Genomic DNA, 25,956 nt, shown 5'->3' with positions numbered 1-25,956 from the left:
CAGGGGCAGCGTGCGACAAATAGGGCCACGAACAGCAGGCGAAACAGCGGGACGGCAAGATGAATTCTGCACTGGGCATACACCACATCACCATGATTACCCGGAAGGTGCAGGCGAATGTGGATTTTTACGCCGGCTTTCTGGGCCTGAGGCTGGCCAAGCGCACGGCCGGTTTCGAAGACGCCATGCAGCTGCACCTGCTTTATGGCGACGGTATCGCCTCGCCCGGCTCCCTTCTCACCTTTCTCGTCTGGGAAGATGGCGGCCAGGGCCGTGTCGGTTACGGCCAGACGCTGGAAATTTCCGTGGCCATCGATCCCGCCGCCATCGGCTTCTGGCTGACGCGGGCGCTGAAATTCGGCATCCGGGCGGAAGGCCCCTCCGATGAGTTCGGCGCTCCGGTCATCCGGCTGAAAGATCCTGACGGCCTGATCGTCAAGCTGGTCGGCACCCACGCCTTTGCCGATGCGACGCCGCATGTAACGAACGATATTTCCGCGGAGGACGCCATTCGCCGCATCTATGGCGCGACGGTGCTGAGCGAAGTGCCGGAAGAAACCGTGGCATTTCTGGAGAAACATTTCGGTTACCGGCAGGAAAGCCAGGCAGGCGCAATCCGCCGGCTCGTTTCCGACAGCGGCGACATTATCGACGTGCGCGACGCCACCGGCTTCTGGTCCAGCGCGCCGGGCACCGGCACCGTCGATCATATCGCCTTCCGGGCGAAGGACATGGATGAGCTGAACGCGGTTCATACCGGGCTGAAATCGCTGAATTCCAGCACCACCAATGCCCATGACCGCAAATATTTCCACTCGCTCTATGTCCGCGAACCGGGCGGCGTGCTGATCGAAATGGCGACCGACGGGCCGGGCATGACAGTGGACGAACCGTTGGAATCGCTTGGGGAAAAACTGTTCATCCCGCCGCTCTTCATGAAGGACGAGGCGGATGTGCGTGTCGCCCTGCCGCAATTTGCAATGCCGGGCGAAGAGCGCATCGTCTATCGCGACCTGCCCTTCGTGCACCGTTTCTATACGCCCGACGAGCCGGATGGCAGCACCATCATCCTGCTGCACGGTTCCGGCGGCAGCGAAACGAGCCTGATGCCGCTGGCGCACCGGGCAGCGCCGCGCGCCACCCTTCTCGGCGTGCGCGGCCGCAGCACGGAGGAAGACATCGCCCGCTGGTTCCGCCACAATCCGGATTTCAGCTTCGACCAGAAGGATATCGTCGCAGAAGCGGAAGCCTTCGCCGCCTTCGTGGAGGGGGCGATACGGTCCTATGGTCTCGACCGTTCGAAACTACGGTTTATCGGCCATTCCAATGGCGCAAATTTCTACGCGGCCTTTGCAGCACTTTATCCCGAGCTTGCCGGAGACGCCCTGCTCTATCGCCCGATGCCGGTTCTGGAAACATGGCCGCAGTCCGATCTTTCCGGCCGCAATGTCCTGCTTGTGGCGGGAGAACGCGACAAGTATCTCGACAAGGCACAAGAGTTGCAGGGCCTGCTGGCGGCGAGCGGAGCAAGAGCCGAGATGGAAACGGTCGAAGACGGGCATGAGCTCGGGCTTGCCGATATCGAAGCGGCGCGGCGCTGGCTGGCGGATGTTTCCTGATTTTCGAGCGATACGCATGAGCCGAGCCGGTGCCGCCAATTTCTTCTCCCCGTCGGGGAAAAGGTGGCCCGAAGGGTCGGACGAGGGAGCGACGTCAGCAATAAACTGAGAGCTTGCCCCCTCATCCCGCTGCCGCGGACTTCTCCCCGGCGGGGAGAAGAAACAAGCGGCTTACTCCCTCGCCAGCCGCATCCGTCATCAACCGGGCCTTGCATAAATTCACCAAAAGGGCTTTAAAAACAGCTTCGTAATTGGAGAGTCCGTTTGGAAATCCCGCTGTTTATCCTCGCCCTCGTCGCGGCCTTCATCTACACGCTTGTCGCGAGCATCCGCAATTCAAGTCGAATCAAGTCGCTGGAACGGGAAGTTCTCAGTCTCAAGCGGCTGATGGCTGCGGGCGTGACGTCGCCTGTGGCGGCGCAGGCGGAGAGCGCGGAATCCACGGCAAAACCGGATTTCGAGACGGAAGAGGAAAGCAGGACGCCTGCGGAAGACGCAGCCTTCCAAGCTGAATACACCTCCGAGCCGCAGGAAGCCGCCGCCATGGCGCAGGCGGAAGACGCCGTCCGCGAGGAAGCACCTTCCGCTCCTGCGAGCGATACGGCATCCGCACCGGCAACGAAGGAAAGCTTCGAAAGCCTGCTCGGCGCGCGCTGGGCCGTCTGGGCAGGCGGCCTGGCGCTGGCGCTCGGCGGTATTTTCCTCGTCAAATATTCGATCGAATCGGGGCTGCTCAGCCCGGCGGTCAGGCTGTCGCTCGCCGCCATTTTCGGCCTCGTCCTCGGACTTGCCGGCGAGGCAGTCCGCCGCAAGGCGGTGCCGGGCATCGCCGCCACCTATTCCAACGCCATGATACCGGGCGTGCTGACGGCGGCCGGCGCCTTGACGCTGTTCGGCGTCGTCTACGCCGCCTATGGCATTTACGACTATATCGGCCCCGGCATGGCTTTTGGCCTGCTTGGGCTCGTCGCCTTCGCCACCATCGGGCTTTCGCTGCTGCACGGGCAGGCGCTGGCCGGTCTCGGCCTTCTCGGCTCCATGTTGACGCCGGCGCTGATTTCCACCGAAACGCCGAATATCTGGGCGCTCTTTGTGTTCCTCACCATCTCCTGGCTGGCAACAGCGGCCGCGGTGCGCAGGCAGGGCTGGACCGTGGTTCCCTCTCTCGCCAATGCCGGCCTCGGCCTCTGGACGCTCGGCTATATCGGATTTTCCGAAACGATCAGCGCCGAACCGCCAACGCTTGCCTTGCTCGTCATGCTGGCGGGAACCATATTCCTCTGGCCCGGAAAGACATTCGACACGCCGCCTGCCGAGGCCGTCGAAACCGCCGCTCCCGAGCGGCGCGCCATCCGCGCCCTGCGGCTTCTGTTGCGCCCGTCGCTCGCCCTCAATCTCACCGTCTCGATGGCCGTGATCCTGCTGGCCATCGGTTTTCTGTTTGCCGATGGCGGTATCGACACCCATCCGGCGCTCATCGTTTCAGCGCTCATCGCCGCCCTTGCGGCGCTTGGCGCCGCCCGCCACTATGCGGTCTGGCCAGCCATTATCGCAGCGCTCGGTGCGCAGGCTGCCGTGTCGCTGATGTCGCGGCAGGGCACCGACTTCATCGGCCTCATCAACGATACGTCCGTGTCCCTTCCGCCCGTGTCAGTCGGCTACACGGCGGAAATCGCCATGGCGCTCGGCCTTGGGGCCGTCTTCGTGCTCTGCGCCTTCTCCTTCCTGAAACGCAAGGGCGCTGACGATGCGGATTTCGGCCAGCTCTGGGCCGGTATCGCAGCAATTTTCCCGGTCTGGCTCGCCACCGCAAGCTTTGTCGAATACGGCAATCTCGGCCGCGACTGGCTGCACGCCGCCTATGGCCTTGGCCTCGGGCTGGTGTTGCTTGCAGGTGCCGAGTGGCTGCACCGGCAGAACGACGAGGCCTATCGCAAGCCGCTGAACATCCTTGTGCTCGGCTCCTTCGCCGCCTTCGCGCTTTGCCTGCACACGCTGACGCAGGGGCTTGCAACGACCGTGCTGCTCTCCGTCATCGGTTTCGTTTATGTGCTCGCGACACGTTACCGCAACTGGGATGTGCTGCCCTGGGTGATGGCGGTGGCAAGCGTTGCCGTTCTCGGCCGCATCGCCTGGGAACCCACCATTGTCGGGCCGCAAAATCTTGGGCTCACGCCGGTCTTCAACGCGCTTCTGCCGGGTTACGGCATTCCCGCACTGCTGGCCGTCGCCTCGGCATGGCTGCTGCGCGACTGGCCGGGGGTCAGGGCGAAGAACTTCCTGCAGGCGATTGCCAGCGTCATGGGCCTTCTCGCCGTCGCCATCCTCATCCGCCACGCGATGAATGGCGGCACGCTGGATGACAGCGTGCCGACGCTTGGCGAACAGTCGATCTACACGCTGCTGACCATCGGCTTCTCGGGTGTCTTGATGACGCTCGATCTCAAGAGCCCCAGCCCCGTCTTCCGCTATGGCTCGATGATTGCTGGCGTGATTGCCGTCATCAACGTGCTGACGATGCATTTCTTCACACTCAACCCCTATTTCACCGGCGAAAATACCGGCAGCATTCCGTTCCTCAACCTGCTGCTGATCGGTTACCTGTTGCCGGCGCTCGCCTATGGCGGCCTTGCCTATTATGCGCGCGGAAAACGTCCGCCGCCCTATGTCAGCATGCTGACGGTGGCTGGCGCCGCACTCGGCTTTGCCTGGGCCACGCTTTCGGTGCGCCGTTTCTGGCAGGGCGAAAACATCGCCGACTGGAAGGGCTTCCTGCAGGGCGAGACCTATAGCTATTCGGTGGTCTGGCTGCTGATCGGCGTGTTGCTGCTCGTGCTCGGCTCGCGCTTCAATGCCCGCAGCCTGCGTCTTGCATCGGCCGCCTTCGTGCTGATCTCGGTTGCCAAGGCCTTCCTGATCGACATGAGCAATCTCGAAGGCGTGCTCAGGGCACTGTCCTTCATCGGTCTCGGCGCAGTGCTGATCGGCATCGGCCTGTTCTACCAGAAAATCCTCACCCGGAAGCCGCAGGCATGATCGCGGCCGAGGCTTTCGCGCCCTATGCGGCGCTTGCGCAGGATTTGATACCGCACGCCGCCGATACGGGCGACGGCTCGCATGATCTTGCCCATATTCACCGCGTCTTCCGCAACGCCATGCGCATCCATGCGGGCGAAGGCGGCGATGGCACCGTGCTGGCCGCCAGCGTGCTGTTGCATGATTGCGTGGCGGTGGAGAAGAACTCGCCGCTCCGCGCGCAGGCCTCACGGCTCGCGGCGGAAAAAGCCTCGGGCATTCTTGAAGCCCTTGGCTGGCGACGCAGCGATATCGACGCCGCCGCCCATGCCATCACCACCCACAGCTTTTCCGCCAATATCGAGCCGCAAACGCTGGAGGCAAAAATCCTTCAGGACGCCGACCGGCTGGACGCCATCGGTATGGTGGGGGCGGCGCGCTGCTTTTATATTGCCGGACGAATGGGCTCGGCTCTCTACGACCCGGTCGACCCGCTGGCGAAGGAGCGGCCGCTTGACGACCGCGCCTTTGCCATCGACCATTTCGAAACCAAGCTGTTCAAGCTGGCCGACGGCTTTCGCACCGAGACGGGCCGGCAGATGGCCAAGGCCCGCCATGAGCGGCTGAAACAGGTGCTGGACCTGTTTCTCGACGAGATTTGAGGAGACCCGAGATGCGTGTGACCGAACTCAACATCTATCCGCTGAAAAGCGCGCGCGGCATTCCCCTCTCCGAAAGCACTGTTTCGGCAGAAGGCCTGCCGGGCGACCGTCGCGCCATGCTCATCGATCCCACCGGCCATTTCATCACCCAGCGCGAATTGCCGGCCATCGCCGCAGTTCTGGCGCGGCACGAGGATGGCGGCATGGCGCTTTCTCGGGAAAAGGGCGGCGAGGTTCTCGCAAGGCCTTCCGGGGAGCGCATGGATGTGGCGGTGTGGAAATCGATCGTCAGCGCCAATATCGCCGATGGTGAGACCAACGATACGCTCTCGGCATGGCTGGGGCGCGAGGTGAAGCTGGTGTTCTTCGACGACGCCTCCAAACGCATTGCAAGCCTCGAATGGACCGGCAACGAAACGCCCGTCACCTTTGCGGACGGTTACCAGATCCTCGTCACCACCACCGCCTCGCTTGCCGCGCTGAACGACAATATGCGCGCCAATGGCGAGGACGCGGTCGGCATGGAGCGCTTCCGGCCCAATATCGTGCTTGATACGGACGAGCCATGGGCCGAGGACCGCTGGGCGGCCATCGAGATCGGCGGCATTCGCTTCGATCTCGTCAAACCCTGCGCCCGTTGCATCATGACCACGCAGGACCAGACGACCGGCTCCCGCGATGTGCCCTCCCCCATGAAGGCCATGGGCCGCATCCGCATGTCCGGAGACCGGCGCGTGCCCGGCCCGCTGTTCGGCTGGAACGTGACGCCGCGCGGCGAAGGCAGGCTGTCCGTCGGTGATGTGGCGAAGGTGATCGAGGAAAGGCCGGAGGGCTGGGCGATCAAGCGTCGGTAAGCGACTGGTTCGGTCAAACCGAACCCACAGCCCACGGCGAAAAGTTTCATAGGCTGGCGCACCTCTCTCCCTCATTCCTGTGCTCGTCACAGGAATGAGTACACGGAGGGTTCATCGCCTCACGGCTTGCGCGCCCCGACGATCAGGAAAATCGGGCGGCGATCTTCGTGCCTGAGTTCCGGCCGCTCGGCCATCAAAGCGGGATCCGGCCTCGGTTCCGCCAGCCGCTTCAAAACGAATCCGGCGGCCAGGAGACCGTTGAGAATGCCTGACACCGTGCGGTGATATTTGACCACATCGTCCGCCATCCAGTTGGAATGGCGCACGCCCTCGCTTTGATAATTATCGAGCGGCCAGTGCAGGATTTCGCCATCCTCGCCATAAAACCAGTCCTGTTTTTCCAGCGCCGTGAAAACGGGATGTTCGATGGAAAAGATGAAATCGCCGCCGGATTTCAGCACGGCGAAAATCTTTTCGAATGCCATGTCGAGATCGCGGACGTAATGCAGGGCGAGAGAACTCAGCACCACATCGAAACTTTCCTGCGGAAAATCGATGTCTTCGATAGCGGCGCGACGGTATTCGATGCCGGGCCCGCCATTTATCTCGGCGGCGCGGCGCAGCATATTCTCCGACAGATCGACGCCAACGATATGGGCCGCCCCCTGCTCTGCGGCATAACGACAATGCCAGCCGAAACCACAGCCGAGATCAAGAAACTCCGTGCCTTTCAGGCCCGGCAGCATGGCGCGCAATTCATGCCACTCGCCGGCCTGACGCAGACCTTCCACGGAGCGCGGCATGGCGCTGTAACGCTCGAAAAACCCGGGATCGTCGTAGATATTCTGTTTCATCGTCGTCTCTCCGGTGGCCGGCATGCGAGGGCGTTCCATCAATGGCATGAATAGTGGCCGTCAAGAAAAGTCGCTAGTGGGACCGGCTGACAAAAGATAATATTCATCCCATCGTAGCGGAATCCGCGGCAAGCCATGCCCCTCTTTTTTTGGGGGTGAGGCGCCGCGATGGGGGAATATTCATGTCGCAAGCCACACGCCAGACCATGCCCTGGCTGATTATCGCCGCCGGGTCGCTGATCGCGGTCATGACCTTCGGGCCCCGTTCGGCCATGGGCTTTTTCCAGCTGCCGATGCTCGCCGATACCGGCTGGGACCGCTCCACCTTCGGTCTCGCCATGGCTCTGCAGAACCTCTTCTGGGGGCTCGGCCAGCCCTTCTTCGGCGCCATCGCCGATAAATACGGCACCGGCCGCGTACTCGTGCTTTCCGGCCTGCTTTATGCCGCCGGCCTCATCTGCATGTCCTTCGGCACCTCACCCTTCTGGCTGCATTTCGGCGGCGGCGTGCTGGTCGGGCTCGGCATCGCCGCCGGTTCCTTCAGCGTCATCCTTTCGGCCTTTGCACGCCATGTCACGCCGCAGCAGCGTTCGCTCGCCTTCGGCATCGGCACGGCGGCGGGCTCAGCCGGCATGTTCCTGTTTGCGCCGATCAGCCAGGGCCTGATTTCCACCTATGGCTGGTCGGATAGCCTCGTCTGGCTTGCCGCGATGATGATGCTCGTGCCGCTGCTCGCCTTTCCGATGCGCGGCAATTCCTCTTCCGGCAGCCAGTCGCAGGCGCAGTTCCAGCAGACGGCGGGCGAGGCGCTGAGAGAAGCGCTCGGCCATAAAAGCTACCTGCTTTTGACCACGGGCTTTTTCGTCTGCGGTTTTCAGGTGGCCTTCATCACCGCGCATTTCCCGGCCTATCTCGGCGATATCGGCATCGAACCGCGCTACGCCGTCATCGCCATGGCGCTGATCGGCTTCTTCAACATCATCGGGTCGCTTGCCGCCGGCGTCATCGCCCAGCGTTATTCGAAGCCCTATCTGCTAGCCTATATCTATCTCGCCCGTTCGGTTGCCGTCACCGCTTTCCTGCTTCTGCCGCAATCGCCGCTTTCGGTCATCATCTTTGCGGCCGTGATGGGCATCCTCTGGCTTTCCACCGTGCCGCCGACCAATGCGCTGGTGGCGATCATGTTCGGCACGCGCCATCTCGGCATGCTCGGCGGCGTCGTATTCCTGTCGCACCAGATCGGCTCATTCCTCGGCGTCTGGCTCGGCGGCTTCCTTTACGACAGGCTGGGTTCCTATGATCTCGTCTGGTGGCTGGGCGTCGGCATGGGGATTTTCGCGGCCATCGTGCATTGGCCCATTCAGGAGCGACCGGCTCCGCGGCCTGCAATGGCCTAGTCAGACAGCCTTATCGAGGGCGGGCGGCATCGCCCTGCCCTCCGTCGCCCTGCGCTCAAGCGCCTTCAGCGCCGCCTGCACGAAACCGTCGCGGGCGGCGTTTTCGTTGAGGCCACGCGGATCGTAGACATGCCGGTTGAGGAAATGAGCGGTGAGGCGGAAAGCCGCCGCGAGGCTGTCAGGATCGGCGGCCTTCGACTGGCCTTCGCTTAAGAAAGCCGGAAGCGACAGCATCCGCTCCGCATAGGGCGCACCTGCCGTGCGGCAAACCGCCCTGCCCGTTTTCGGCGATACATAGATGAGATCGGTGCGCAGCCCCGTCGCCGCGCATTCGGTAAGATCGAGCCCGAAACCGAGTTCGTTCAGCACCGCCAGTTCGAAGCGCACGAACAATTCCCCGGCATCGACGGGGTCATGCAGATTGTCGAGAATGATATCCAGCGCCTGATAGAGATGCGGGTGCGGATCGCGCTCCGGCAGAAGCCTGAGCAGAGCGCCCATGGCCTGTACGCCATAAACGGCGGTCGCCGTTTCCATCAGCTGCGCAGCGCGCAATTGCAGCGGCTCAATGCGGAATTCACCCAGATGATCGTGAAGGCGCGCCCGCCAGATGACATCCACCCGGTTGCCCGCCTGAAGCACGGGCTGCATGCTGCGGGAACGGCCGGAACGCACCAGCCCCAGATGGCGGCCACGCGAAGGGGTCATCACCTCGGCGATGACACTCGTCTCGCCATGGCGTTTGACGCCGAGAATGATTGCCTCTTCCTGCCACTGCATGAAACGCGTCCGAATTTCGATTCAGGATTTCGATTCAGGCCCGATCATACCCGATCTGGCGGCAAAACGTTATTCTTTTACGGTATCGTCGACCGCGCCGACGAGGTTGAGAACGAAATCGATAATTTCGTTTTCCCCGAAGGGTTTGCCGAGCAACGGCGCGTGCATGAGATCTTCCGGAAAACCCGTCGTGTCGCCATAACCGCTGACGAAACCGAAGGGAATGCCCGCATCGCGCAGCCCGCGCGCGAAATCGTAGCTCTTGCCGTCGGTGAGGCTGACATCGAGAAGCACGCAATCGGCGCCATCCTCTTCGACGGCCTGCCTCGCCTGCGCAAGCGTGGTGGCGATGGCGACGGATTCCACCCCCATGGACTGGAGAACCGCTTCGACATCGAGCGCCACCAGATATTCATCCTCAACGATGATAACCCGTTGTGGCACCATATGTTTTCTTCTTCCCAAAAAAAGACGACCGCACGGCTCGAAGCTGCGGTTTCCGACATGATTCTCCCGTGAGATATCACGACAGGAGTCGCAAATTACGGCTCCACCGTCATTTAAAAAAGACATGTCAAAGGAAGATCAGATGAAGGGTCTTTGCCGCTTTTCATCGCTTTCCCAGCCCGCCACGTTGGTCAAGCCGGCATCGTCAAGCACCAGACAGCCCTTGTCCGTCCAGCGGATGAGACCGCGATCGACGAGCTTTCTCAAGGTCTTGTTGGTGTGAACGATGGACAGGCCAAGCGTGTCGGCAACGTGTTGCTGGGTGACCGGGATCGGTGTTTCGCCGGGGATGAGATTGACCGCTTTCGCCTTGCGATAGAGAAACGCGATCAGATAGGCGGCGCGTTCCAGCGCGGTGCGGCGGCCGATGCTGAGGAGGTGACTGTCGAGCATGCGTTCCTCGCTCGCCGCGATCCAGGTGAGGTCATAGGCAAGCGTCGGATGATCGGTGAAGAGGTTGTTGAGGCGGGAGCGCTCGAAGACGCAGAGCGTCACCGGCGACAGAGCTTCCACCGAATGCTGCATTTCCCCCATCACCGTGCCCTGCAGACCGACGAGATCGCCGGGCATGACATAGTTGAGGATTTGCCGCCGGCCGTCCTCCAGCGTCTTGTAACGGAAAGCCCAGCCCTGCAAAACGGTGTAAAGATGGGCGCTGTGCGAGCCTTCCATCAGGATGACGGAGCCGCTCTCCACCGCAAGTTCCCCCGTCTTGAAACGCGAGACGAAATCCAGTTCGGAAGAGGAAAAATCCCGGAAATGCGGCAGGTCGCGCAGGGGACATTGCTGGCACGGGGTGGTGGAAATTCCGTTCGGTTTTTTTGGCGACATGAATATCCGTCATCGAAAAAGGTTGCGCCCAATTGTTTTGGAACAACCCGCCCGAACGTATTCGGTTCCCGATGGTGAGTGAAGATATTCAGTTCGTGCTTTGTGCGTCGCTCCGTTTCCCCCACTCTCCCTCATTCCTGTGCTCATCACAGGAATCCAGCCGACGCGCGTCTGCGCGGCGAGAGAGTCTTTCCAGCCCAAGGACTTGGGTTGGCTGGATCCCTGTGACAGGCACAGGGATGAGGTAGGATGCCTGGTAACTAGCCCCGCGGGAACTCCAGTCCCATTTCACGGAAGCGCTCGGGGTCGTCGCCCCAGTTCTCGCGCACCTTGACGAACAGGAAGAGATGCACCGGCTGCTCGAGGATTTCCGACAGCTCCTTGCGCGAGGCGGTGGAGATGGCCTTGATCGCATCGCCGTTCTTGCCGAGTGCGATCTTCTTCTGGCTGTCGCGCTCGACATAGATCACCTGCTCGATGCGCACGGAGCCGTCCTTGCGTTCTTCCCACTTTTCGGTTTCGACGTGTGAGGCGTAGGGAAGCTCCTGATGCAAGCGCAGGAACAGTTTTTCGCGGGTGATTTCGGCGGCGAGCTGGCGCATCGGCAGATCGGAAATCTGGTCTTCCGGATAATACCACGGGCCTTCCGGCAGCTCGGCAGCCAGATAGTTCATCAGGTCCTCGCAGCCCGAACCGTTGGTCGCCGAGATCATGAAGGTGCGGTCGAAGGCGACCGTCTCATTGGCGGCGGCGGCGAGCTTCAGCAGGTCTTCGCGCTTTACCTGATCGATCTTGTTGAGGCAGAGGATTTTCTTCTGCGGAACATCCTTCAGACCTTCGAGGATGGTTTCCGCATCGCCCTTCAGGCCGCGTTCGCTGTCGATCAGCAGCAGGATGAGGTCTGCGTCCTTCGCGCCGCCCCAGGCGGAGGTGACCATGGCGCGGTCCAGCCGGCGGCGCGGCTTGAAGATGCCGGGCGTGTCCATGAAAACGATCTGGGCATTGTCGTGAATGGCGATGCCGCGCATCACAGCGCGCGTCGTCTGCACCTTGTGGCTGACGATCGAAACCTTGGCGCCCACCAGACGGTTCACCAGCGTCGACTTGCCGGCATTTGTGGGGCCGATGAGGGCGACAAAGCCGGAGCGGGTCGGAAGGGTTGCATCTTCGCCAGTCATGGCGGGGTTTTCGTGATCGGTCATGATATCCATTCAAGGTCAGAGGTATTCAACATGCGGCCAAAGGGTCCGCCATGCGCTCGATGTTCAGCACCCGGTTCGCCGGGCGCTCAGTTCCGGGTGGAGGTCTTCTGCCAGACGCCTTCGCGTTCCAGCAATCTTGTTGCCGCCACCTGCTCGGCCGCGCGCTTGGAGCGCTCGACGCCGGTTTCCGGCTTCACGCCGGGAATTTCGACAGTCACCGTAAAGCGGGGATCGTGATCCGGTCCGGAGCGATCGTCAACCCGGTAAGAGGGCGTGGTCGCAAATCTGGCATGCGCCCATTCCTGCAACTCGGTCTTGGCGTCGCGCCGCCCGGCATCCACGCTGGTGGCGCGGCCCTGCCAGTATTTCAGAATGAATTTGCGCGATGCTTCCAGCCCGCCATCCAGATAGATGGTGGCGATCAGGCTTTCGACCACATCGGCGCGGACGTTCAGCATCGCCTTGCCGGTCAGCTTCTTCACATCCGAGCCGGTGCGGATGAAATTATGCAGGCCCATCTCGTCGCCGATCGCGGCGCAGGATTCGGCGCTGACGAGCTGGTTCAGACGAACCGAAAGCTCGCCTTCGGTGGCGTTGCGGAAGGTGGAGAACAGCAATTCGGCGACGCAGAGACCGAGAACACGATCGCCTAGAAATTCCAGCCGCTCGTAATTGCCGGCCGCCGCCGAGCGGGCGCTGGCATGGGTCAAGGCCCGGTCGAGCCGGGCCTTTTCCTTGAACTCATATCCGATCAACGCTTCCAGACGGGAAATCTCGTCCGCCGAAAGCGGCTTGGTCTTGCTCATTCCACAACCTTGAAGAGGCGGTCCCAACGCATGTTGGCCGGCCATTCCCAAATGCGGCTGAACGGCGTGTCATTGCCCAGCGAGAAGAAGATGACGCTGGCGCGGCCGATCAGGTTTTCTTCCGGTACGAAACCGACGTCGAAACGGCTATCGAGCGAATTGTCGCGATTGTCGCCCATCATGAAATAATGGCCTTCCGGCACCACGAATTCGCGGGTGTTGTCGCCGCGCGAGTCGGGCGATTGATCGAGCGTGTCGTAGGTGACGCCATTGTCGAGCGTTTCGCGGAAGACAGGCACGTTAGCGCCCGGATCGGCGCGGTAATCGGAAGTGAAGGTGCCATCGGGCTGCTTCGGCACCGGCTGGCCGTTGATGAACAGCACGCCGTTCGTCACCTGGATGCGGTCGCCCGGCAAGCCGACGAGACGCTTGATGTAATCGACTTCAGGATTGGGCGGCAGGCGAAAGACCACGACATCGCCGCGCTTCGGCTTGCTGAATTCGAGAATGCGGCCCGAAAACAGGTTCGGCGAAAAGGGCAGCGAATATTTCGAATAGCCGTAGGAGAACTTGTTGACGAAAAGATAGTCGCCAACCAGAAGCGTCGGCATCATCGAGCCGGACGGGATCGTGAAGGGCTGAAACAGCACGGTGCGGATGACCATGGCCAGCAGCAGCGCCTGAATGATGACCTTGACGTTCTCCCAGAGGGCGTTCTGCTTCTTTTCAGCTTTTTCCGACACTTAAAGACCTGCCTGATTGTTTCCCGGCTTCTTCGGCTTCACGAAGGCTTCCGGGCCGTTGTTTGTCGCGCCTGCGGCGGGTGAAGCGGTTTCACGCAGCCAGCAACGCTTTCATATTTCTGCGACTTCTCTAGAACCTTTCCAGCCCGAAGGGAAGCGCTTCTGTGACACGTCCGCAAATAGGACGCCAATGCGGCTTCACCGGGTCTTACCCGTTCACGGGAAGCGCCTCGATAATCACAAATGCCTGAGCGTAAGGAAAATCGTCCGTGATCGTCAGGTGAATATTGGCGCGGTGGCCGGCGGGCAGCAGCGCCGCCAGCCTTTCCCCTGCCCCATTGGTCAACACCATGGTCGGCTTGCCGCCCGGCAGATTGACGACGCCCATATCCTTCCAGAAAACGCCGTTCGCAAGGCCGGTCCCCAGCGCCTTGGAACAGGCTTCCTTGGCGGCGAAACGCTTGGCATAGGAAGCGGCGCGGTTCTTGCGGCCATCGGACTTGGCGCGCTCGATATCGGTGAAACAGCGATGGGTGAAGCGCTCGCCGAAACGTTCGATCGACTTTTCAACGCGGCGGATGTCGATCAGGTCGCTGCCCAATCCAATGATCATTTCAACATCTCCAGAGAAGCATTCTTGTTGGCGGCGCGATGCGCGAGATTTTCCATCTTGCGGCGCTGGAAACCGCTGATGAGACCATAGACGGCGATATAGGCGATGACCGCGCTGACAAGGGCGGGGAAAAACGCGCCGATGGTCATGGGTTCCAGCACCGGCGTCCATATCTGCCGGAATTCGAGATGGCTGAACAGCGCCACGAAATCCACATGCGCAGCGCTTTCCGTCTTCTGCCGGCCGAGGATGAAATGCCCCAGTTCCCAGGTGGATGCCCAGATGAACGGAAATGTCAGCGGATTGGCAAAGGTGGTGCCAAGCGCCGCCGCCACGAGATTGACGCGCATGAGAAAACCGAGCGCCATGGCGATGATGATATGTACGCCGAGAAACGGCGTCCACGCCACGCCGACACCGAGAGCGACACCGGCGGCAACCGAATGCGGAGAAGCGGAAAGCCGCAGAAGGCGCAGCTTCATATAGCGCAACGAACGGGAAAAACCCGTGCGCGGCCAGAAGAGGTCGCGAATCTTCTCTGAAAAACCAACGGGTTCACGGCGGCGAAACGGCATGGGGGCAGTCTATTTCATCGCCCCGGCCGCGCCAAGAGCATCCTAAACGGCGCGGAGATCTTTTACAGGCGTATTTTCTTCCGTCATTCCGGCCTTGAGCTGGCATTCCACCGATACTGCGCGGCGTCACCAGATTAATACGAACCTTGCCGGACACTCTGACGTCATCCTCGGGCTTGTCCCGAGGATCTGCAACCGATTGATTTAATTCGACGTGATTAGATTCTTGGGACAAGCCCAAGGATGACGTCGGGGAAATACGCACCCTCTCGCCGTCAACTTCGCTTCAAAAGCAACGTGTCCTGTCATTTAGACCGGACAGCAGTGGACAACCGCTTGAAGCGCGCATTCACATAATTTGCAAGATACAGGGGCGAGCGTGCCAACAACGGCCGCGCACCCTCCGAGTCTCATACGCATGGCGATGGGCTGCCATGCGCTGAGTGCATTACCGGCGGAACAGGCCGCGGTCGATTTCGCGCTGGCGGAATTCCAGATCGACATTCGATACCGAGCCGCTGAGATATTCGAATTCGCGTTCCTGGGTGGTCTTGCCACGAACGGCGCGGGCGATCTTGCGAAGCGGAGTAAACATGATTTTCGGTCCTTTCGGTTTGGAACTGGCGTTTCTCATCGGTGTTCATCCACCGGCACGCCGCGTTTCCTTCTCTTCAATTTCTGAGAAGAAAATAGTCGCAAACCGCCTCCACCACCAGAGACAGGAAAAGGCCGCTGCCATGCATTCAATGCATAACAGCGGCCTTTGAGTGATTGTAAAGGATCAAAAATGCCTCAATCGAAGGCACGCGTCACGGTCGAGACGCAATCGAGATCCTTGAGCTGCGACAGAAGCTGGTTCAGCTGCCTGAGATCCCAGACTTCGACATCCAGCGCCAGCTCGGAGAAATCCGTGCCGATGCGGACCATGTTGAGGCCGCGAATATTGACGTCGAGCGTGGCGATCGACTGCGCCACCGAAGCGAGCGTGCCCGGCTCGTTCAGCGCATTGATCATCACCCGCGCCATGAAGCGCGACTTGTTCGCCTCATCGAGATCCCAGCGCACATCGATCCAGCGCTCCGGCTCGTCATCGAAGCGTTGCAGCGCCGGCGCCTGAATCGGATAGATGGTGATGCCCTTGCCCTTTTCCATGATGCCGACGATGCGGTCACCCGGAACCGCGCCGGCGGCACCGAAATGCACGTCGACATTGCCGGAAAGGCCACGGATGGGCAGCGGGTCTGGTCCATCCAGCATCTCGGCCGCACCATCGTCCTCGAGAACGGAGCGCGACTTGCCGGGGATCTTGAAGACCATGCCGGAAGCGCTGCGCATGTTGAACCAGCCATCGTCGCCGGTCATCTTCACCGTCACGCGCTCATCCTGATAATCCGGATAGACCGCCCGCAACACATCCAGCGAGGAGACCTCGCCGCGACCGACGGCGGCAATGGCGTCTTCCACATCCTTCTGCGCCAGACGATGCAGTACGGGCTTCAGCGCTTCCCGCGAAAAGGCCTTGCCGGCGCGCTCGAAGGTGCGCTCCAGAATGCGATAACCGAGGCCAGAATATTGCTTGCGGATGGCCATGCGGGTGGCGCGGCGGATGGCCGAGCGGGCTTTGCCCGTCACCACCACCTCTTCCCATGCGGCGGGCGGCACCTGCACGCCGGAGCGGATAATCTCCACCTCGTCGCCGTTGTTCAGGCGGGTGACGAGCGGCATGATACGCCCGTTGATCTTCGCGCCAACGGTGGTGTCACCGATATTGGTGTGAACGGCATAGGCGAAATCGATGGGCGTCGCGCCGCGCGGCAGCGCAATCAGCTTGCCCTTGGGCGTGAAGCAGAACACCTGGTCCTGGAAAAGCTCGAGCTTGGTGTGCTCGAGGAATTCTTCCGGGCTGTCGCCTTCGGCCAGCGATTCGATGGTGTGGCGCAGCCAGGAATAGGCGTTGCTCTCCGGCGAGAGCAGATCGCCCTCCCCGTTTTCGCCATCCTTGTAAAGCGCATGGGCGGCGATGCCGAATTCGGCGATCTCATGCATGCGCTTGGTGCGGATCTGCAGCTCGATACGCTGGCGCGATGGGCCGACGATGGTGGTGTGGATGGAGCGATAGTCGTTCTGCTTCGGCGTGGAGATGTAATCCTTGAAGCGGCCCGGCACCACGCGCCAGCGGGTGTGCACGATGCCCAGCGCCCGGTAGCAGGAGGGAATGTCGTCGACCAGAATGCGGAAACCGTAGACATCGGAAAGCTGCTCGAAAGAGAGCGACTTCGACTGCATCTTGCGGAACACCGAATAGGGCTTTTTCTGCCGCCCTTTGACATTGGCCCCGATGAGGCCGTTCGCCACGAGAAGCTCGCGCAACTCGTCCTCGATCTTCTTGATCAGCCCTTCATTGCGCGTTTCCAGCTCCTGAAGACGGTTGGTCACCGTCTCATAGGCTTCCGGGTTGAGATAACGGAAGGACAGGTCCTCCAGCTCGTCGCGCATATCCTGCATGCCCATGCGGCCGGCGAGCGGCGCATAGATTTCCATGGTTTCTTCGGAAATGCGGCTGCGCTTGTCGGCCGGCATATATTCCATGGTGCGCATGTTGTGCAGGCGGTCGGCGAGCTTCACCAGAAGGACGCGCACGTCATCGGAAATCGCGAGCAGCAGCTTGCGCAGGTTTTCGGCCTGCTTGGCCTTGCGGGTAACGAGGTCGAGCTTCTTGAGCTTGGTCAGCCCCTCCACCAGCCTACCAATATCCTCGCCGAACAACTCGTCGATTTCGGCGCGGGTGGCGGTGGTATCCTCGATCGTATCGTGTAGCAGCGCCACCGCGATGGTCGATTCGTCGAGATGCATTTCGGTGAGGATCGCGGCAACTTCGAGCGGATGCGAAATATAGGGGTCGCCATTGGCCCGCTTCTGCTGGCCGTGTTTCTGCATGGCGTAAACATAGGCCTTGTTCAGCAGGGCCTCATTCGCATCCGGTTTATATTTTTGAACCCGCTCAACGAGTTCGTATTGCCGCATCATGCGATATTCCACAAAAAGAAAGCGCGCCAACCTGAGGGTCGGCGCACAATGCTGCATCAATAGGGATCAGATTATGACGGCAACTATTGACAGACGGTAACCGCCGCCTGCCAAAGGCATCATAAAATCCTATCAATAGTCGTCATTTTTTTCCGGCGGCACAAGGCCTTCGATACCGGCCAGCAGTTCTTCTTCCGACATCTGGTCGAAAGTAACGGTTTCCGGCTGGTCGTCTTCTTCGCCATCGGCAATGGCGGAGGCGGCGAGCGTGACCGGATCGGGCTCGGGCTCGTCCACTTCCACATGCTTCTGCAGCGAATGGATCAGGTCTTCCTTCAGATCGTCGGGAGACAGCGTCTCGTCGGCGATTTCGCGCAGCGCCACAACCGGGTTCTTGTCGTTGTCTCGGTCAACCGTGATGGAGGACCCTTGAGAAATCTGGCGCGCACGGTGGCTGGCGAGAAGCACCAGCTCAAAACGGTTGTCTACTTTATCAATGCAATCTTCAACTGTGACGCGGGCCATTGCCTGTCCTTTGCGGGTCGTAATGTCGTGGATCAGAGCGCCGTGCGATGTTCGGGGTGCACAAGGGTTGCTCTAACCTATTGAATCTGCGCTTCGTGCCTTGCGAAAAACATTCAAGATTTCTCGCGACGATGCTTTCCAGCTTCCGATACAGCCATTGGCCGCGGAATTCAAGTTTTTCCTGTCTTTGGCGTCTTTTGGCACCTTATTGCCCACCTTTGGCGTCTGATGAACAAAATGTCTAGAAGAATTGTCTTGGAATAAGGGGGAAGGTAGCTTACTTAAAACGCAACGGCGATACGCAAAGCTCGTTGATACGACATGTTTTTTTGCGTTATCGACCGGATATAAAAGCCAGATAATGGCCTTTCCAAAAAAAGGAATGGGATGGAATGTTCGATCCACGGGAGAAAATTGCGCTCTTCATAGACGGAGCCAATCTTTATGCAGCATCGAAAAGCCTGGGATTCGATATCGACTACCGCAAGCTCCTGAAGGCGTTTCAAAAGCGTGGATACCTGCTGCGCGCCTATTATTACACCGCGCTCATCGAGGATCAGGAATATTCCTCGATCCGCCCGCTGATCGACTGGCTGGATTATAACGGCTACAAGGTCGTGACGAAGCCGGCGAAGGAATTCACCGACGCTCTCGGCCGCCGCAAGATCAAGGGCAACATGGATATCGAACTGGCAGTCGATGCCATGGAACAGTCCGAGACGGTGGATCATCTGGTGCTCTTCTCCGGCGACGGCGATTTCACCACGCTGGTAGATGCGCTGCAGCGCAAGGGCCGCAAGGTTTCCGTGGTTTCCACCATGGCCACGCAGCCCGCCATGATCGCCGACGACCTGCGTCGCCAGGCCGATCACTTCATCGATCTGATGACGCTGAAGGCCGAGATCGGGCGCGACCCGAACGAGCGCCCTGCCCGGCACGCCGAAAGCCCGGAAACGATCTGATCCCGGCTTTCTCATCGCTGATATTTCGGAAACGCGCCCGTCGCAAAGACGGGCGCGTTTTTGTTTGACACCCTGTCGGCAGGGCAAAAATTCCCTTTGGAATTAACAACCGTCAAATCCGGCCAATCGAAATTATATCTTGGTTAATTTTAGACGTGTCTAAATCACGCAACGGCACCAGCGACGTGATTTGGGTGTCAAAGCAGGATGACTAGACATGCATGGCCAGACAAAAACCGACCGACAGCTCGATGAAAGACTGAATTTTCTGGGGCTCGGCCACGAGCAACGGCAAAATCTTTCAGACATGAAGGGCGTCATCACCGGCTCTCTCGATGCGTCTCTGGATCGTTTTTACGCGAAGGTTCGCTCAGTGCCGGAGACGGCGAAATTCTTCGCCAACGACGTGCATGTGCAGCACGCCAAGGGCATGCAGCTCAAACACTGGGCAAGGATCGCTTCCGGCACATTCAACGCGGATTATACCGATGCCGTAACCGCCATCGGCCGCACCCATGCGAGACTGGGGCTGGAACCGAGATGGTACATCGGCGGTTATGCGCTGATGCTCGACGGCATCGTCAAGGCCCTGATCGAGTCCGAGTTGAAGGGCTTTTTCATGGAGAAGAAGGCCAAGAAGGTGAAGGACGCCCTGTCGGCCACCATCAAGGCCGCCCTTCTCGACATGGATTATTCGATCTCCGTCTATCTCGACGTGCTGGCCGCCGAGCGGCAGAAGGTGGAAGCCGAACAGGCGCAGATGAAGAAGGAACAGGAGCACGTTCTCGCACTGCTCAACAGCGCCCTCGACAGGCTGGCCAATGGCGACCTCACTTCCAGCATCGGCGAAAAGACCGCACCGCAATTCGAAGGGCTGGTCGCCAATTTCAACGCTGCGGTCGGCAATCTCTCCGGCGCATTTGCGCAGATCGTCGAAGAGGCGAACAAGATTTCCGGCAATACGCGCGAACTGACTTCCGCGACCGACGACATGGCCCGCCGCACGGAGCAGCAGGCCGCTGCCCTTGAGGAAACCGCCGCCGCCGTCGAGGAAATCACCACCATTTCCAAATTGTCGGCGCAGCGTTCCGAAGAGGCCAAGACCATCGTCGAAAGCTCGGCCGTTGAAGCCGCGCGCTCGCGCGATGTGGTGACGGAAGCGGTGAAAGCAATGGGAGCCATCGAGGACTCATCGCAGAAGATCACCCAGATCATCTCCGTCATCGATGAGATTTCCTTCCAGACCAACCTTCTGGCGCTGAATGCAGGTGTGGAAGCCGCGCGCGCCGGCGAGGCCGGCAAGGGGTTCGCCGTCGTCGCCCAGGAAGTGCGTGAACTCGCACAGCGCTCCGCCACCGCCGCTAAGGAAATCAAGACGCTGATCGCCAAGTCTTCCGAAGACGTGATGCAGGGTGTTTCGCTGGTCAACAAGACGGGCGAATCCTTGAATACGATCGGCAACAAGGTGGATCACATCCAGGAACATATCGCCTCGCTAACCAAGGCGGCGCAGGAACAGTCCGTCGGCATTCAGGAAATCAATGCCGCCATCAACAGCATGGACAACCTGACCCAGAAGAATGCGGCCATGGTGGAAGAGACGAATGCGGCAACGCATAATCTGAGCGATGTCAGCGCCAATCTGGCGGCGCTTGTCAGCCGGTTCAGCGTTTCGACGACGAAGGCGCATGTGGAGCGGACATACCGGGCGGCGTGACGGGCGCAGCGGGCAGCAACACACTCCCGTCATCCCGGCCTTGCGCCGGGATCCAGCCAGCCCAAGTCCTTGGGCTGAAAGGACTCTTTCCACGGCGCAGACGCGCCGTGGCTGGATGCCGGATCAAGTCCGGCATGACGGAAGAACAAGTGGCGAAAGGCCGCTACCCTCTACGCCGCGAAATCTCCTGCCGCTCAGGCGTTGCCACCCTTCAGCAACCGCGATTTCTGCCGGTTCCAGTCGCGTTCCTTCTCCGTCTCGCGCTTGTCGTGCAGCTTCTTGCCCTTGGCGAGCGCCAGCTCCAGCTTCGCACGGCCCCTGTCGTTGAAATAGATCTTCAAGGGCACCAGCGTCATGCCTTCACGGTTGATGCCGGCGCGCAGGCGGTTGATCTCGCGCTTGCTCAAAAGCAACTTGCGGCGGCGGCGCGGCTCGTGGTTGAAGCGGTTGGCCTGCAGATATTCCGGCAGGTGGGAATTGATGAGCCAGATTTCATCGCCCTCGTCCGATGCGTAGGATTCGGCGATATTCGCCTTGCCTTCGCGCAGCGACTTGACCTCGGTGCCGGTCAGCACGAGCCCTGCCTCATAGGTGTCGATGATTTCGTAGTTGAAACGAGCCTTGCGGTTTTCCGCAACGATCTTGTTCACCACGCGCTGGCTGCCTTTGGGGGCCATGATATTTCAATCCCTTGTTTTTCTTATTGCGCCTTCGGCTTACCGCCGAGAGCGGTTTTCGAACCCCTATTTAATGTTGTCGCCGCGAAAAGAAAAGGCGCGCCGAACGGCTTCTGTTGCGAAGCGGTTCATGGCGCGCCTTAAACGCTTTCAGGCCTGTCTCAGTTCATCAGGCCGGCGTGCTTCAGCGCCGCGTCGATGGCCGCTTCCGTCGCCGGTTCCAGCGTGCTCATCAAGGGCGAGCGGACCCGACGGTTGCCGCCGCGCGTCTTAGACAGCGCATATTTGGTGCCGCAGACGCCGGGCTCCATGAAGATCGCCTTGTGCAGCGGCATCAGGCGATCCTGATAGTCCAGCGCCTTGGCATAATCGCCGGCGAGCATCGCCGCCTGGAACTCCGAACAGAGGCGCGGCGCGACATTGGCAGTGACGGAAATGCAGCCGACGCCGCCATGGGCGTTGAAACCGAGCGCCGTGCCATCCTCACCCGAAAGCTGGATGAAGTCCTTGCCGCAGGAAATGCGCTGCTCGGAAACGCGGTCGATCTTGCCGGTCGCATCCTTGACGCCGACGATGTTCCTGTGCGCCTTGACCAGTGCGCCCATGGTTTCCGGCGACATATCCACCACCGAGCGCGGCGGGATATTGTAGATGACGATCGGCAGCTTCACCGCTTCGGCAACGGCGGAAAAATGCGCGAACAGGCCCTTCTGGGTCGGCTTGTTGTAATAAGGGGTGACCACCAGCAGCGCATCCGCGCCGGCTTCCTGCGCGTGCAGCGCAAGCTCGATCGCCTCATCGGTATTGTTGGAGCCAGCGCCCGCAATGACCGGAACCCGTTTCGCCGCTACCTCGATGCACAGCTCAACGACACGTTTGTGCTCGTCGTGGGAGAGGGTTGGAGATTCCCCCGTCGTGCCCACCGGCACAAGTCCGTTGCTGCCTTCGGCGATCTGCCATTCCACATGGGCGGCAAATGCCTGTTCGTCCACGGCGCCATTGTCCGTGAACGGGGTAATGAGGGCGGGAATTGATCCCTTGAACATGCAAAGCTCCTGGCGCCGAGCCGGTTCATGCTTCGGCCGCATTCGATGGTTAAAACCGGCACACATTAGTGCCAGCCCTTGGCGCCGACAAGCGCAAAGGCAGGGTATTTTGTCCGAAATTGTCGGAAGTGTGACAGTCTCCGGGCTGCAATCGGCAAGCATAAAAAGCAGGCGTCGAAATGAGACGCCGCTCGCGGGACGGTGAATAAAAGTTGATTGAATTGCAGGGCGGCGATTAACATTTCATTAAGCCTGAAATCCCAAGATTTCCGGGTGGGACATCAGACCGTTTTCGGCAATCCCGCTGCAATGAAATGATATTACAAGAAAGTCGGCAACTCCGTTACACGATGAAGAACGGCATGAAAAAGACAGTCTGGGGATTGATGGCGGCGGGCCTTGCCGCAACCGTTTGGAACGCATTGGCCGGGCCGCTGCCGGAAGGTGCGGCGCCGCTTCCCTATGTCAAGCCGAATGCACCGACCGTTCCGGCCTTCATGCCGGCCTCGCCCGAGATCACCGGCGCCATACCGCGCCTCGACCGCCCCGACGATACAAGCCAGTTGAAGGCCGGTCTCGACGCGCTTTCCAGCCGCGATGCGGCGCGGGCGATTGCGTTGCGCAACACCATGCCGACCGGCAGTCTCGACCGCCATATCCTCACCTGGGCTATCGCCGTTTCCGGCCAGAAGGACGTCGCCTCCGCCGAAATCGCCGCCGCCCAGCGCGAGCTCTCCGGCTGGCCGGGTGCTGCCACCCTGCGCGCCAATTCCGAAAAAGCGCTTTACCGCGAAGATCCGCCGGCGTCGCAGGTGCTTGCCGCCTTCGGCAATAGCCGGCCGGAGACCGCGGAAGGCAGCGTGGTGCTCGCCAAAGCGCTCGCTTCCTCCGGCAAGGCGGTGGAATCGCAGCGCCTCATTCGCCAGCTCTGGGTGAGCGAAGGCATGGACAAGGACATGGAAGACCGTGTTCTTGCCGAGTTTCCCACCTATCTGACGCCCGCCGATCATAAGGCGCGCATGGATTATCTGATGTATCGCAGCCGCATCGGCCAGGCGAAACGTTTCGGCGATCTCGGCAAGGCGCAGTCGCTTTACAATGCCTGGGCGGCCGTGTTGCAGCGATCCACTACTGCGACTGCGCTGCTCGGCAAGGTCGACGCCTCCTGGCGCAGCGACCCCGCCTATCTTTTCGCGCGGGTGGAAAACCTGCGCAACCAGCAGAAATATCCCGAAGCCGCCGTGCTTTTGCGGCAGGCGCCGAAGGAAGCGGCCAAGCTCATCAATCCGGGCGAATGGTGGAACGAGCGGCGCATCATCGCGCGCGGCGTCGCCGATCTCGGCGATTTCGCCGAGGCCTATCGCATCGTCGCCAATCATTCGGCCACCTCCGCCGTCGATACCGCCGATGCGGAATTCCATGCCGGCTGGTATGCGCTAAGAGCGCTGCGCGATCCCGCCACGGCTTCACGTCACTTCAACACGCTGCTTCAAACTTCGAACCGGCCGCTTTCGGCGTCGCGCGCCTATTATTGGCTCGGGCGGGCGGCGGAAGCGGGCGGACCGGGGGATGCCCGTGATTTCTTCACCAAAGCGGCTGCCCACCCCGGCACATTCTATGGCCAACTCGCAGCCGCGCGAATCGGCGCCAAGACACTGAATGTCACCTATCCGAGCCCCAGCAGCGGCGACCGTGAACGTTTCGCCGGCCGCGAAGCCGTGCGTGCCATCGACCGGCTGGAGGCCGCCGGTTACGGCTGGCGGGCCGACAGCCTTTACCGGTCCCTAGCCGAACAGCTCGACAGTCCCGGCGAACTTGCCATTCTGGCGGCAAGGGCGGAGGGCAACGGCAATCATCAGGTCTCGCTGCAAATCGGCAAGACGGCTTTCAGTCGCGGCATCGATGCGGCCGCACTCGCCTATCCGCTCGGCGTCATTCCCGCCAGCGCCAATATTGCCGGCTCCGGCAAGGCGCTTGCTTACGCGATTGCCCGGCAGGAAAGCGCCTTCAACCCGGCCGCCGTCTCCGCCGCCAATGCGCGCGGCCTGCTGCAACTGCTGCCCGGAACCGCCAAGGGCGTGGCCGGACGCCATGGCCTGCCCTACACCCAGGCACGGCTGACCACCGATGCCGGCTATAACGCCACGCTCGGCGCGCATTATCTCGGCGAGCAGATCGACAGCTTTGGCGGCTCCTATATCCTCACCTTCATTGCCTATAATGCCGGGCCAAAGCGCGTGCCGGAATGGATCGCCCGCTATGGCGACCCGCGTGGCAAGCCGATCGACGAGGTGGTCGACTGGATCGAGCGCATCCCCTTCCCCGAAACCCGCAATTACGTGCAGCGGGTGATGGAGAATTATCAGGTCTACAAGACGAGGCTCGGGCAACAGGCCGATATCGTTGACGACCTGCGCCATGGGCGTGCGGGGTAAAGCCGGATTCCCCGGCTGACGAGCGGAGCATTCAAGCACTGGCCGGCGAGCGCTCCAGACCGTTGCGAAGCCTAAAGTTCCCTTGCATCATGCTCGAGCCTGTCCCGAGCAGCTGCATTAGATTTCATGCGACGTGATTGGATCACTGGGACAAGCCCAGGAATGACACCGACGGCTTGGGAAGATTTGCCGATAAGCAAGAGGCCGGCTGGTCTATGCTTCAAAGCCGACGCGGTGTCCGACGACCTATAGTCCCAGCTAGTCTTCCAAAAGAAAAACCCCGGCATTTCTGCCGGGGTTTCCATCACTGACAATGTCAGATCAGATTAGAACGTGCGCTGAAGGCGAACGAAACCGGTCCAGCTGTCGCCAGCGCCGTTAACACCATCGGTGCCGTCGACGTCCTGGTAGTTAACAGCAACCTTGGCATCCAGACCCTGGGTGATCTTGTAGTCAACCGTTACACCAGCGCGCCATGCATCGCGGTCGCCAGTGAAGTCGTTGTCAGGAGCGATGTCGATCGTGCCGAGGTACTGAGCAGCAGGGGTGATGGTCAGCTTGTCAGTTGCCTTGATTGCGTATTCAGCAGCAACTGCCCATTCGGATTCTTCGTAGTAGTAGTTTGCGCCAGAAGCCCAAACGCCGGAGAGGCCGAAGGTGCCGGGACCGATGTCAGCATACACGATAGCGCGGATTGCGCCGTTTTCCTGGTCGGTGTCGTAAGAGCCGAGCAGGTTAGCAGTGACTGCACCGAACTTGGCGCCGATGATACCGCTTACGCCAACGTTGTTCGGGCCTTCGAACGAACCGCCCTTTGTGATTTCAGCGGAGATGTTGGAAACATCACGGCCGGCATCCAGTTCTTCAACGCTGATACCTGCGTAGAACGAACCAGCGTCGTAGGTGTAACGCAGAGCGTTGCCACGGGTGGTGTTCGAAGACAGGATATCGGTTTCGCCGGAGAGATCGTCATCCCACCAGGTGTACATGTAACCGACCTTCAGGCCGCCGAGTTCGATGAACGCCTGGTCGACGTTGACGCCACGGCTGGAGTCGTTGTTAGCCTGACCACGCAGACCAATGTAGCCGCGCAGAGCGCCGAGCTCGGT

24 protein-coding genes are annotated in these 25,956 nt (G+C 60.6%); 9 read left to right on the top strand and 15 right to left on the bottom strand.

The window, feature by feature from the left end:
* Positions 1-59: 59 nt before the first annotated feature.
* The 4 genes from L901_RS00110 to L901_RS00095 all read left to right on the top strand — a co-directional run bounded on the left by L901_RS00110 (position 60) and on the right by L901_RS00095 (position 6,150).
* Positions 60-1,619, top strand: a complete 1,560-nt coding sequence (locus L901_RS00110; protein WP_059752340.1) for a VOC family protein — start codon at positions 60-62, stop codon at positions 1,617-1,619.
* A gap of 264 nt (positions 1,620-1,883) precedes the next feature.
* A complete protein-coding gene (locus tag L901_RS00105; RefSeq protein ID WP_059752338.1) occupies positions 1,884-4,655 on the top strand; it encodes a DUF2339 domain-containing protein in 2,772 nt (923 codons plus the stop codon).
* Positions 4,652-5,296, top strand: a complete 645-nt coding sequence (locus tag L901_RS00100) for an HD domain-containing protein (RefSeq protein WP_059752335.1) — start codon at positions 4,652-4,654, stop codon at positions 5,294-5,296. Before L901_RS00105 ends, L901_RS00100 begins: the two co-directional genes overlap by 4 nt.
* A gap of 11 nt (positions 5,297-5,307) precedes the next feature.
* Positions 5,308-6,150: an MOSC domain-containing protein gene (locus tag L901_RS00095; protein WP_059752332.1), complete on the top strand. Its 843-nt coding sequence runs from the start codon at positions 5,308-5,310 to the stop codon at positions 6,148-6,150.
* A 119-nt stretch (positions 6,151-6,269) separates the two neighbouring features.
* Here L901_RS00095 and L901_RS00090 read toward each other — a convergent pair whose 3' ends face one another.
* On the bottom strand, positions 6,270-7,004 hold the full coding sequence (locus L901_RS00090; RefSeq protein ID WP_059753134.1) for a class I SAM-dependent methyltransferase: 735 nt from the start codon (positions 7,002-7,004) through the stop codon (positions 6,270-6,272).
* Between the two features lie 182 nt (positions 7,005-7,186).
* Between L901_RS00090 and L901_RS00085 the strand changes: the two genes are divergently transcribed.
* Complete coding sequence (locus L901_RS00085) at positions 7,187-8,401, top strand: MFS transporter (protein ID WP_059752330.1); 1,215 nt, start codon at positions 7,187-7,189, stop codon at positions 8,399-8,401.
* Here L901_RS00085 and recO read toward each other — a convergent pair whose 3' ends face one another.
* The 9 genes from recO to L901_RS25825 form a co-directional block, all read right to left on the bottom strand.
* On the bottom strand, positions 8,402-9,181 hold the full coding sequence (gene recO, locus L901_RS00080; RefSeq protein ID WP_003521134.1) for a DNA repair protein RecO: 780 nt from the start codon (positions 9,179-9,181) through the stop codon (positions 8,402-8,404).
* A gap of 69 nt (positions 9,182-9,250) precedes the next feature.
* Entirely contained in the window at positions 9,251-9,628 is a 378-nt protein-coding gene (locus L901_RS00075) for a response regulator (protein ID WP_059752326.1), read from the bottom strand.
* 138 nt (positions 9,629-9,766) lie between these two features.
* Entirely contained in the window at positions 9,767-10,519 is a 753-nt protein-coding gene (locus tag L901_RS00070; RefSeq protein ID WP_035262671.1) for a Crp/Fnr family transcriptional regulator, read from the bottom strand.
* 260 nt (positions 10,520-10,779) lie between these two features.
* Entirely contained in the window at positions 10,780-11,730 is a 951-nt protein-coding gene (era, locus tag L901_RS00065) for a GTPase Era (RefSeq protein ID WP_035262674.1), read from the bottom strand.
* A gap of 77 nt (positions 11,731-11,807) precedes the next feature.
* Positions 11,808-12,527, bottom strand: a complete 720-nt coding sequence (gene rnc, locus L901_RS00060) for a ribonuclease III (RefSeq protein WP_035218055.1) — start codon at positions 12,525-12,527, stop codon at positions 11,808-11,810.
* Positions 12,524-13,270 (bottom strand): signal peptidase I, encoded by a 747-nt coding sequence (gene lepB / locus L901_RS00055; RefSeq protein ID WP_003496938.1) that lies wholly within the window; start codon positions 13,268-13,270, stop codon positions 12,524-12,526. The genes rnc and lepB overlap by 4 nt, the downstream gene beginning before the upstream one ends.
* Before the next feature lie 208 nt (positions 13,271-13,478).
* Positions 13,479-13,883 (bottom strand): holo-ACP synthase, encoded by a 405-nt coding sequence (gene acpS / locus L901_RS00050; protein WP_003521129.1) that lies wholly within the window; start codon positions 13,881-13,883, stop codon positions 13,479-13,481.
* Positions 13,880-14,458 (bottom strand): DUF2062 domain-containing protein, encoded by a 579-nt coding sequence (locus L901_RS00045; protein ID WP_003521128.1) that lies wholly within the window; start codon positions 14,456-14,458, stop codon positions 13,880-13,882. The genes acpS and L901_RS00045 overlap by 4 nt, the downstream gene beginning before the upstream one ends.
* Positions 14,459-14,906: 448 nt before the next feature.
* Positions 14,907-15,053 (bottom strand): hypothetical protein, encoded by a 147-nt coding sequence (locus tag L901_RS25825; RefSeq protein WP_003496944.1) that lies wholly within the window; start codon positions 15,051-15,053, stop codon positions 14,907-14,909.
* Between L901_RS25825 and L901_RS27290 the strand changes: the two genes are divergently transcribed.
* The gene (locus L901_RS27290; protein WP_162935896.1) at positions 15,052-15,225 is read left to right on the top strand and encodes a hypothetical protein; all 174 of its coding nucleotides are present in this window, start codon (positions 15,052-15,054) and stop codon (positions 15,223-15,225) included. The genes L901_RS25825 and L901_RS27290 overlap by 2 nt on opposite strands.
* A gap of 25 nt (positions 15,226-15,250) precedes the next feature.
* Here the strand turns inward: L901_RS27290 and L901_RS00040 are convergent, their stop codons facing one another.
* Complete coding sequence (locus L901_RS00040) at positions 15,251-17,485, bottom strand: bifunctional (p)ppGpp synthetase/guanosine-3',5'-bis(diphosphate) 3'-pyrophosphohydrolase (protein WP_003521127.1); 2,235 nt, start codon at positions 17,483-17,485, stop codon at positions 15,251-15,253.
* Positions 17,486-17,617: 132 nt separating this feature from the next.
* The gene (gene rpoZ, locus L901_RS00035; protein ID WP_035262680.1) at positions 17,618-18,010 is read right to left on the bottom strand and encodes a DNA-directed RNA polymerase subunit omega; all 393 of its coding nucleotides are present in this window, start codon (positions 18,008-18,010) and stop codon (positions 17,618-17,620) included.
* Between the two features lie 392 nt (positions 18,011-18,402).
* Between rpoZ and L901_RS00030 the strand changes: the two genes are divergently transcribed.
* On the top strand, positions 18,403-18,972 hold the full coding sequence (locus tag L901_RS00030; protein WP_003521125.1) for an NYN domain-containing protein: 570 nt from the start codon (positions 18,403-18,405) through the stop codon (positions 18,970-18,972).
* Between the two features lie 217 nt (positions 18,973-19,189).
* On the top strand, positions 19,190-20,689 hold the full coding sequence (locus L901_RS00025) for a methyl-accepting chemotaxis protein (protein WP_059752323.1): 1,500 nt from the start codon (positions 19,190-19,192) through the stop codon (positions 20,687-20,689).
* Positions 20,690-20,883: 194 nt separating this feature from the next.
* Here L901_RS00025 and smpB read toward each other — a convergent pair whose 3' ends face one another.
* Together smpB and dapA are read right to left on the bottom strand one after the other, a co-directional pair.
* Positions 20,884-21,366: an SsrA-binding protein SmpB gene (gene smpB / locus L901_RS00020; RefSeq protein WP_003524122.1), complete on the bottom strand. Its 483-nt coding sequence runs from the start codon at positions 21,364-21,366 to the stop codon at positions 20,884-20,886.
* Positions 21,367-21,527: 161 nt separating this feature from the next.
* Positions 21,528-22,412 carry a 4-hydroxy-tetrahydrodipicolinate synthase gene (dapA, locus tag L901_RS00015; protein WP_003524121.1) on the bottom strand — a complete coding sequence of 295 codons (885 nt, stop codon included), beginning with the start codon at positions 22,410-22,412 and terminating at the stop codon, positions 21,528-21,530.
* A gap of 362 nt (positions 22,413-22,774) precedes the next feature.
* On the opposite strand from dapA, the gene L901_RS00010 reads away from it, so the two are divergent.
* Positions 22,775-24,847 (top strand): lytic transglycosylase domain-containing protein, encoded by a 2,073-nt coding sequence (locus L901_RS00010; protein WP_059753131.1) that lies wholly within the window; start codon positions 22,775-22,777, stop codon positions 24,845-24,847.
* Positions 24,848-25,173: 326 nt separating this feature from the next.
* Here the strand turns inward: L901_RS00010 and L901_RS00005 are convergent.
* Positions 25,174-25,956: porin (locus tag L901_RS00005; protein ID WP_059752320.1), on the bottom strand; the 783-nt coding region annotated here is incomplete at its 5' end.

Source organism: Agrobacterium sp. D14 (assembly GCF_001526505.1).
Taxonomy (GTDB): domain Bacteria; phylum Pseudomonadota; class Alphaproteobacteria; order Rhizobiales; family Rhizobiaceae; genus Agrobacterium; species Agrobacterium leguminum.
This window is presented reverse-complemented; position numbering and strand designations above follow the sequence as displayed.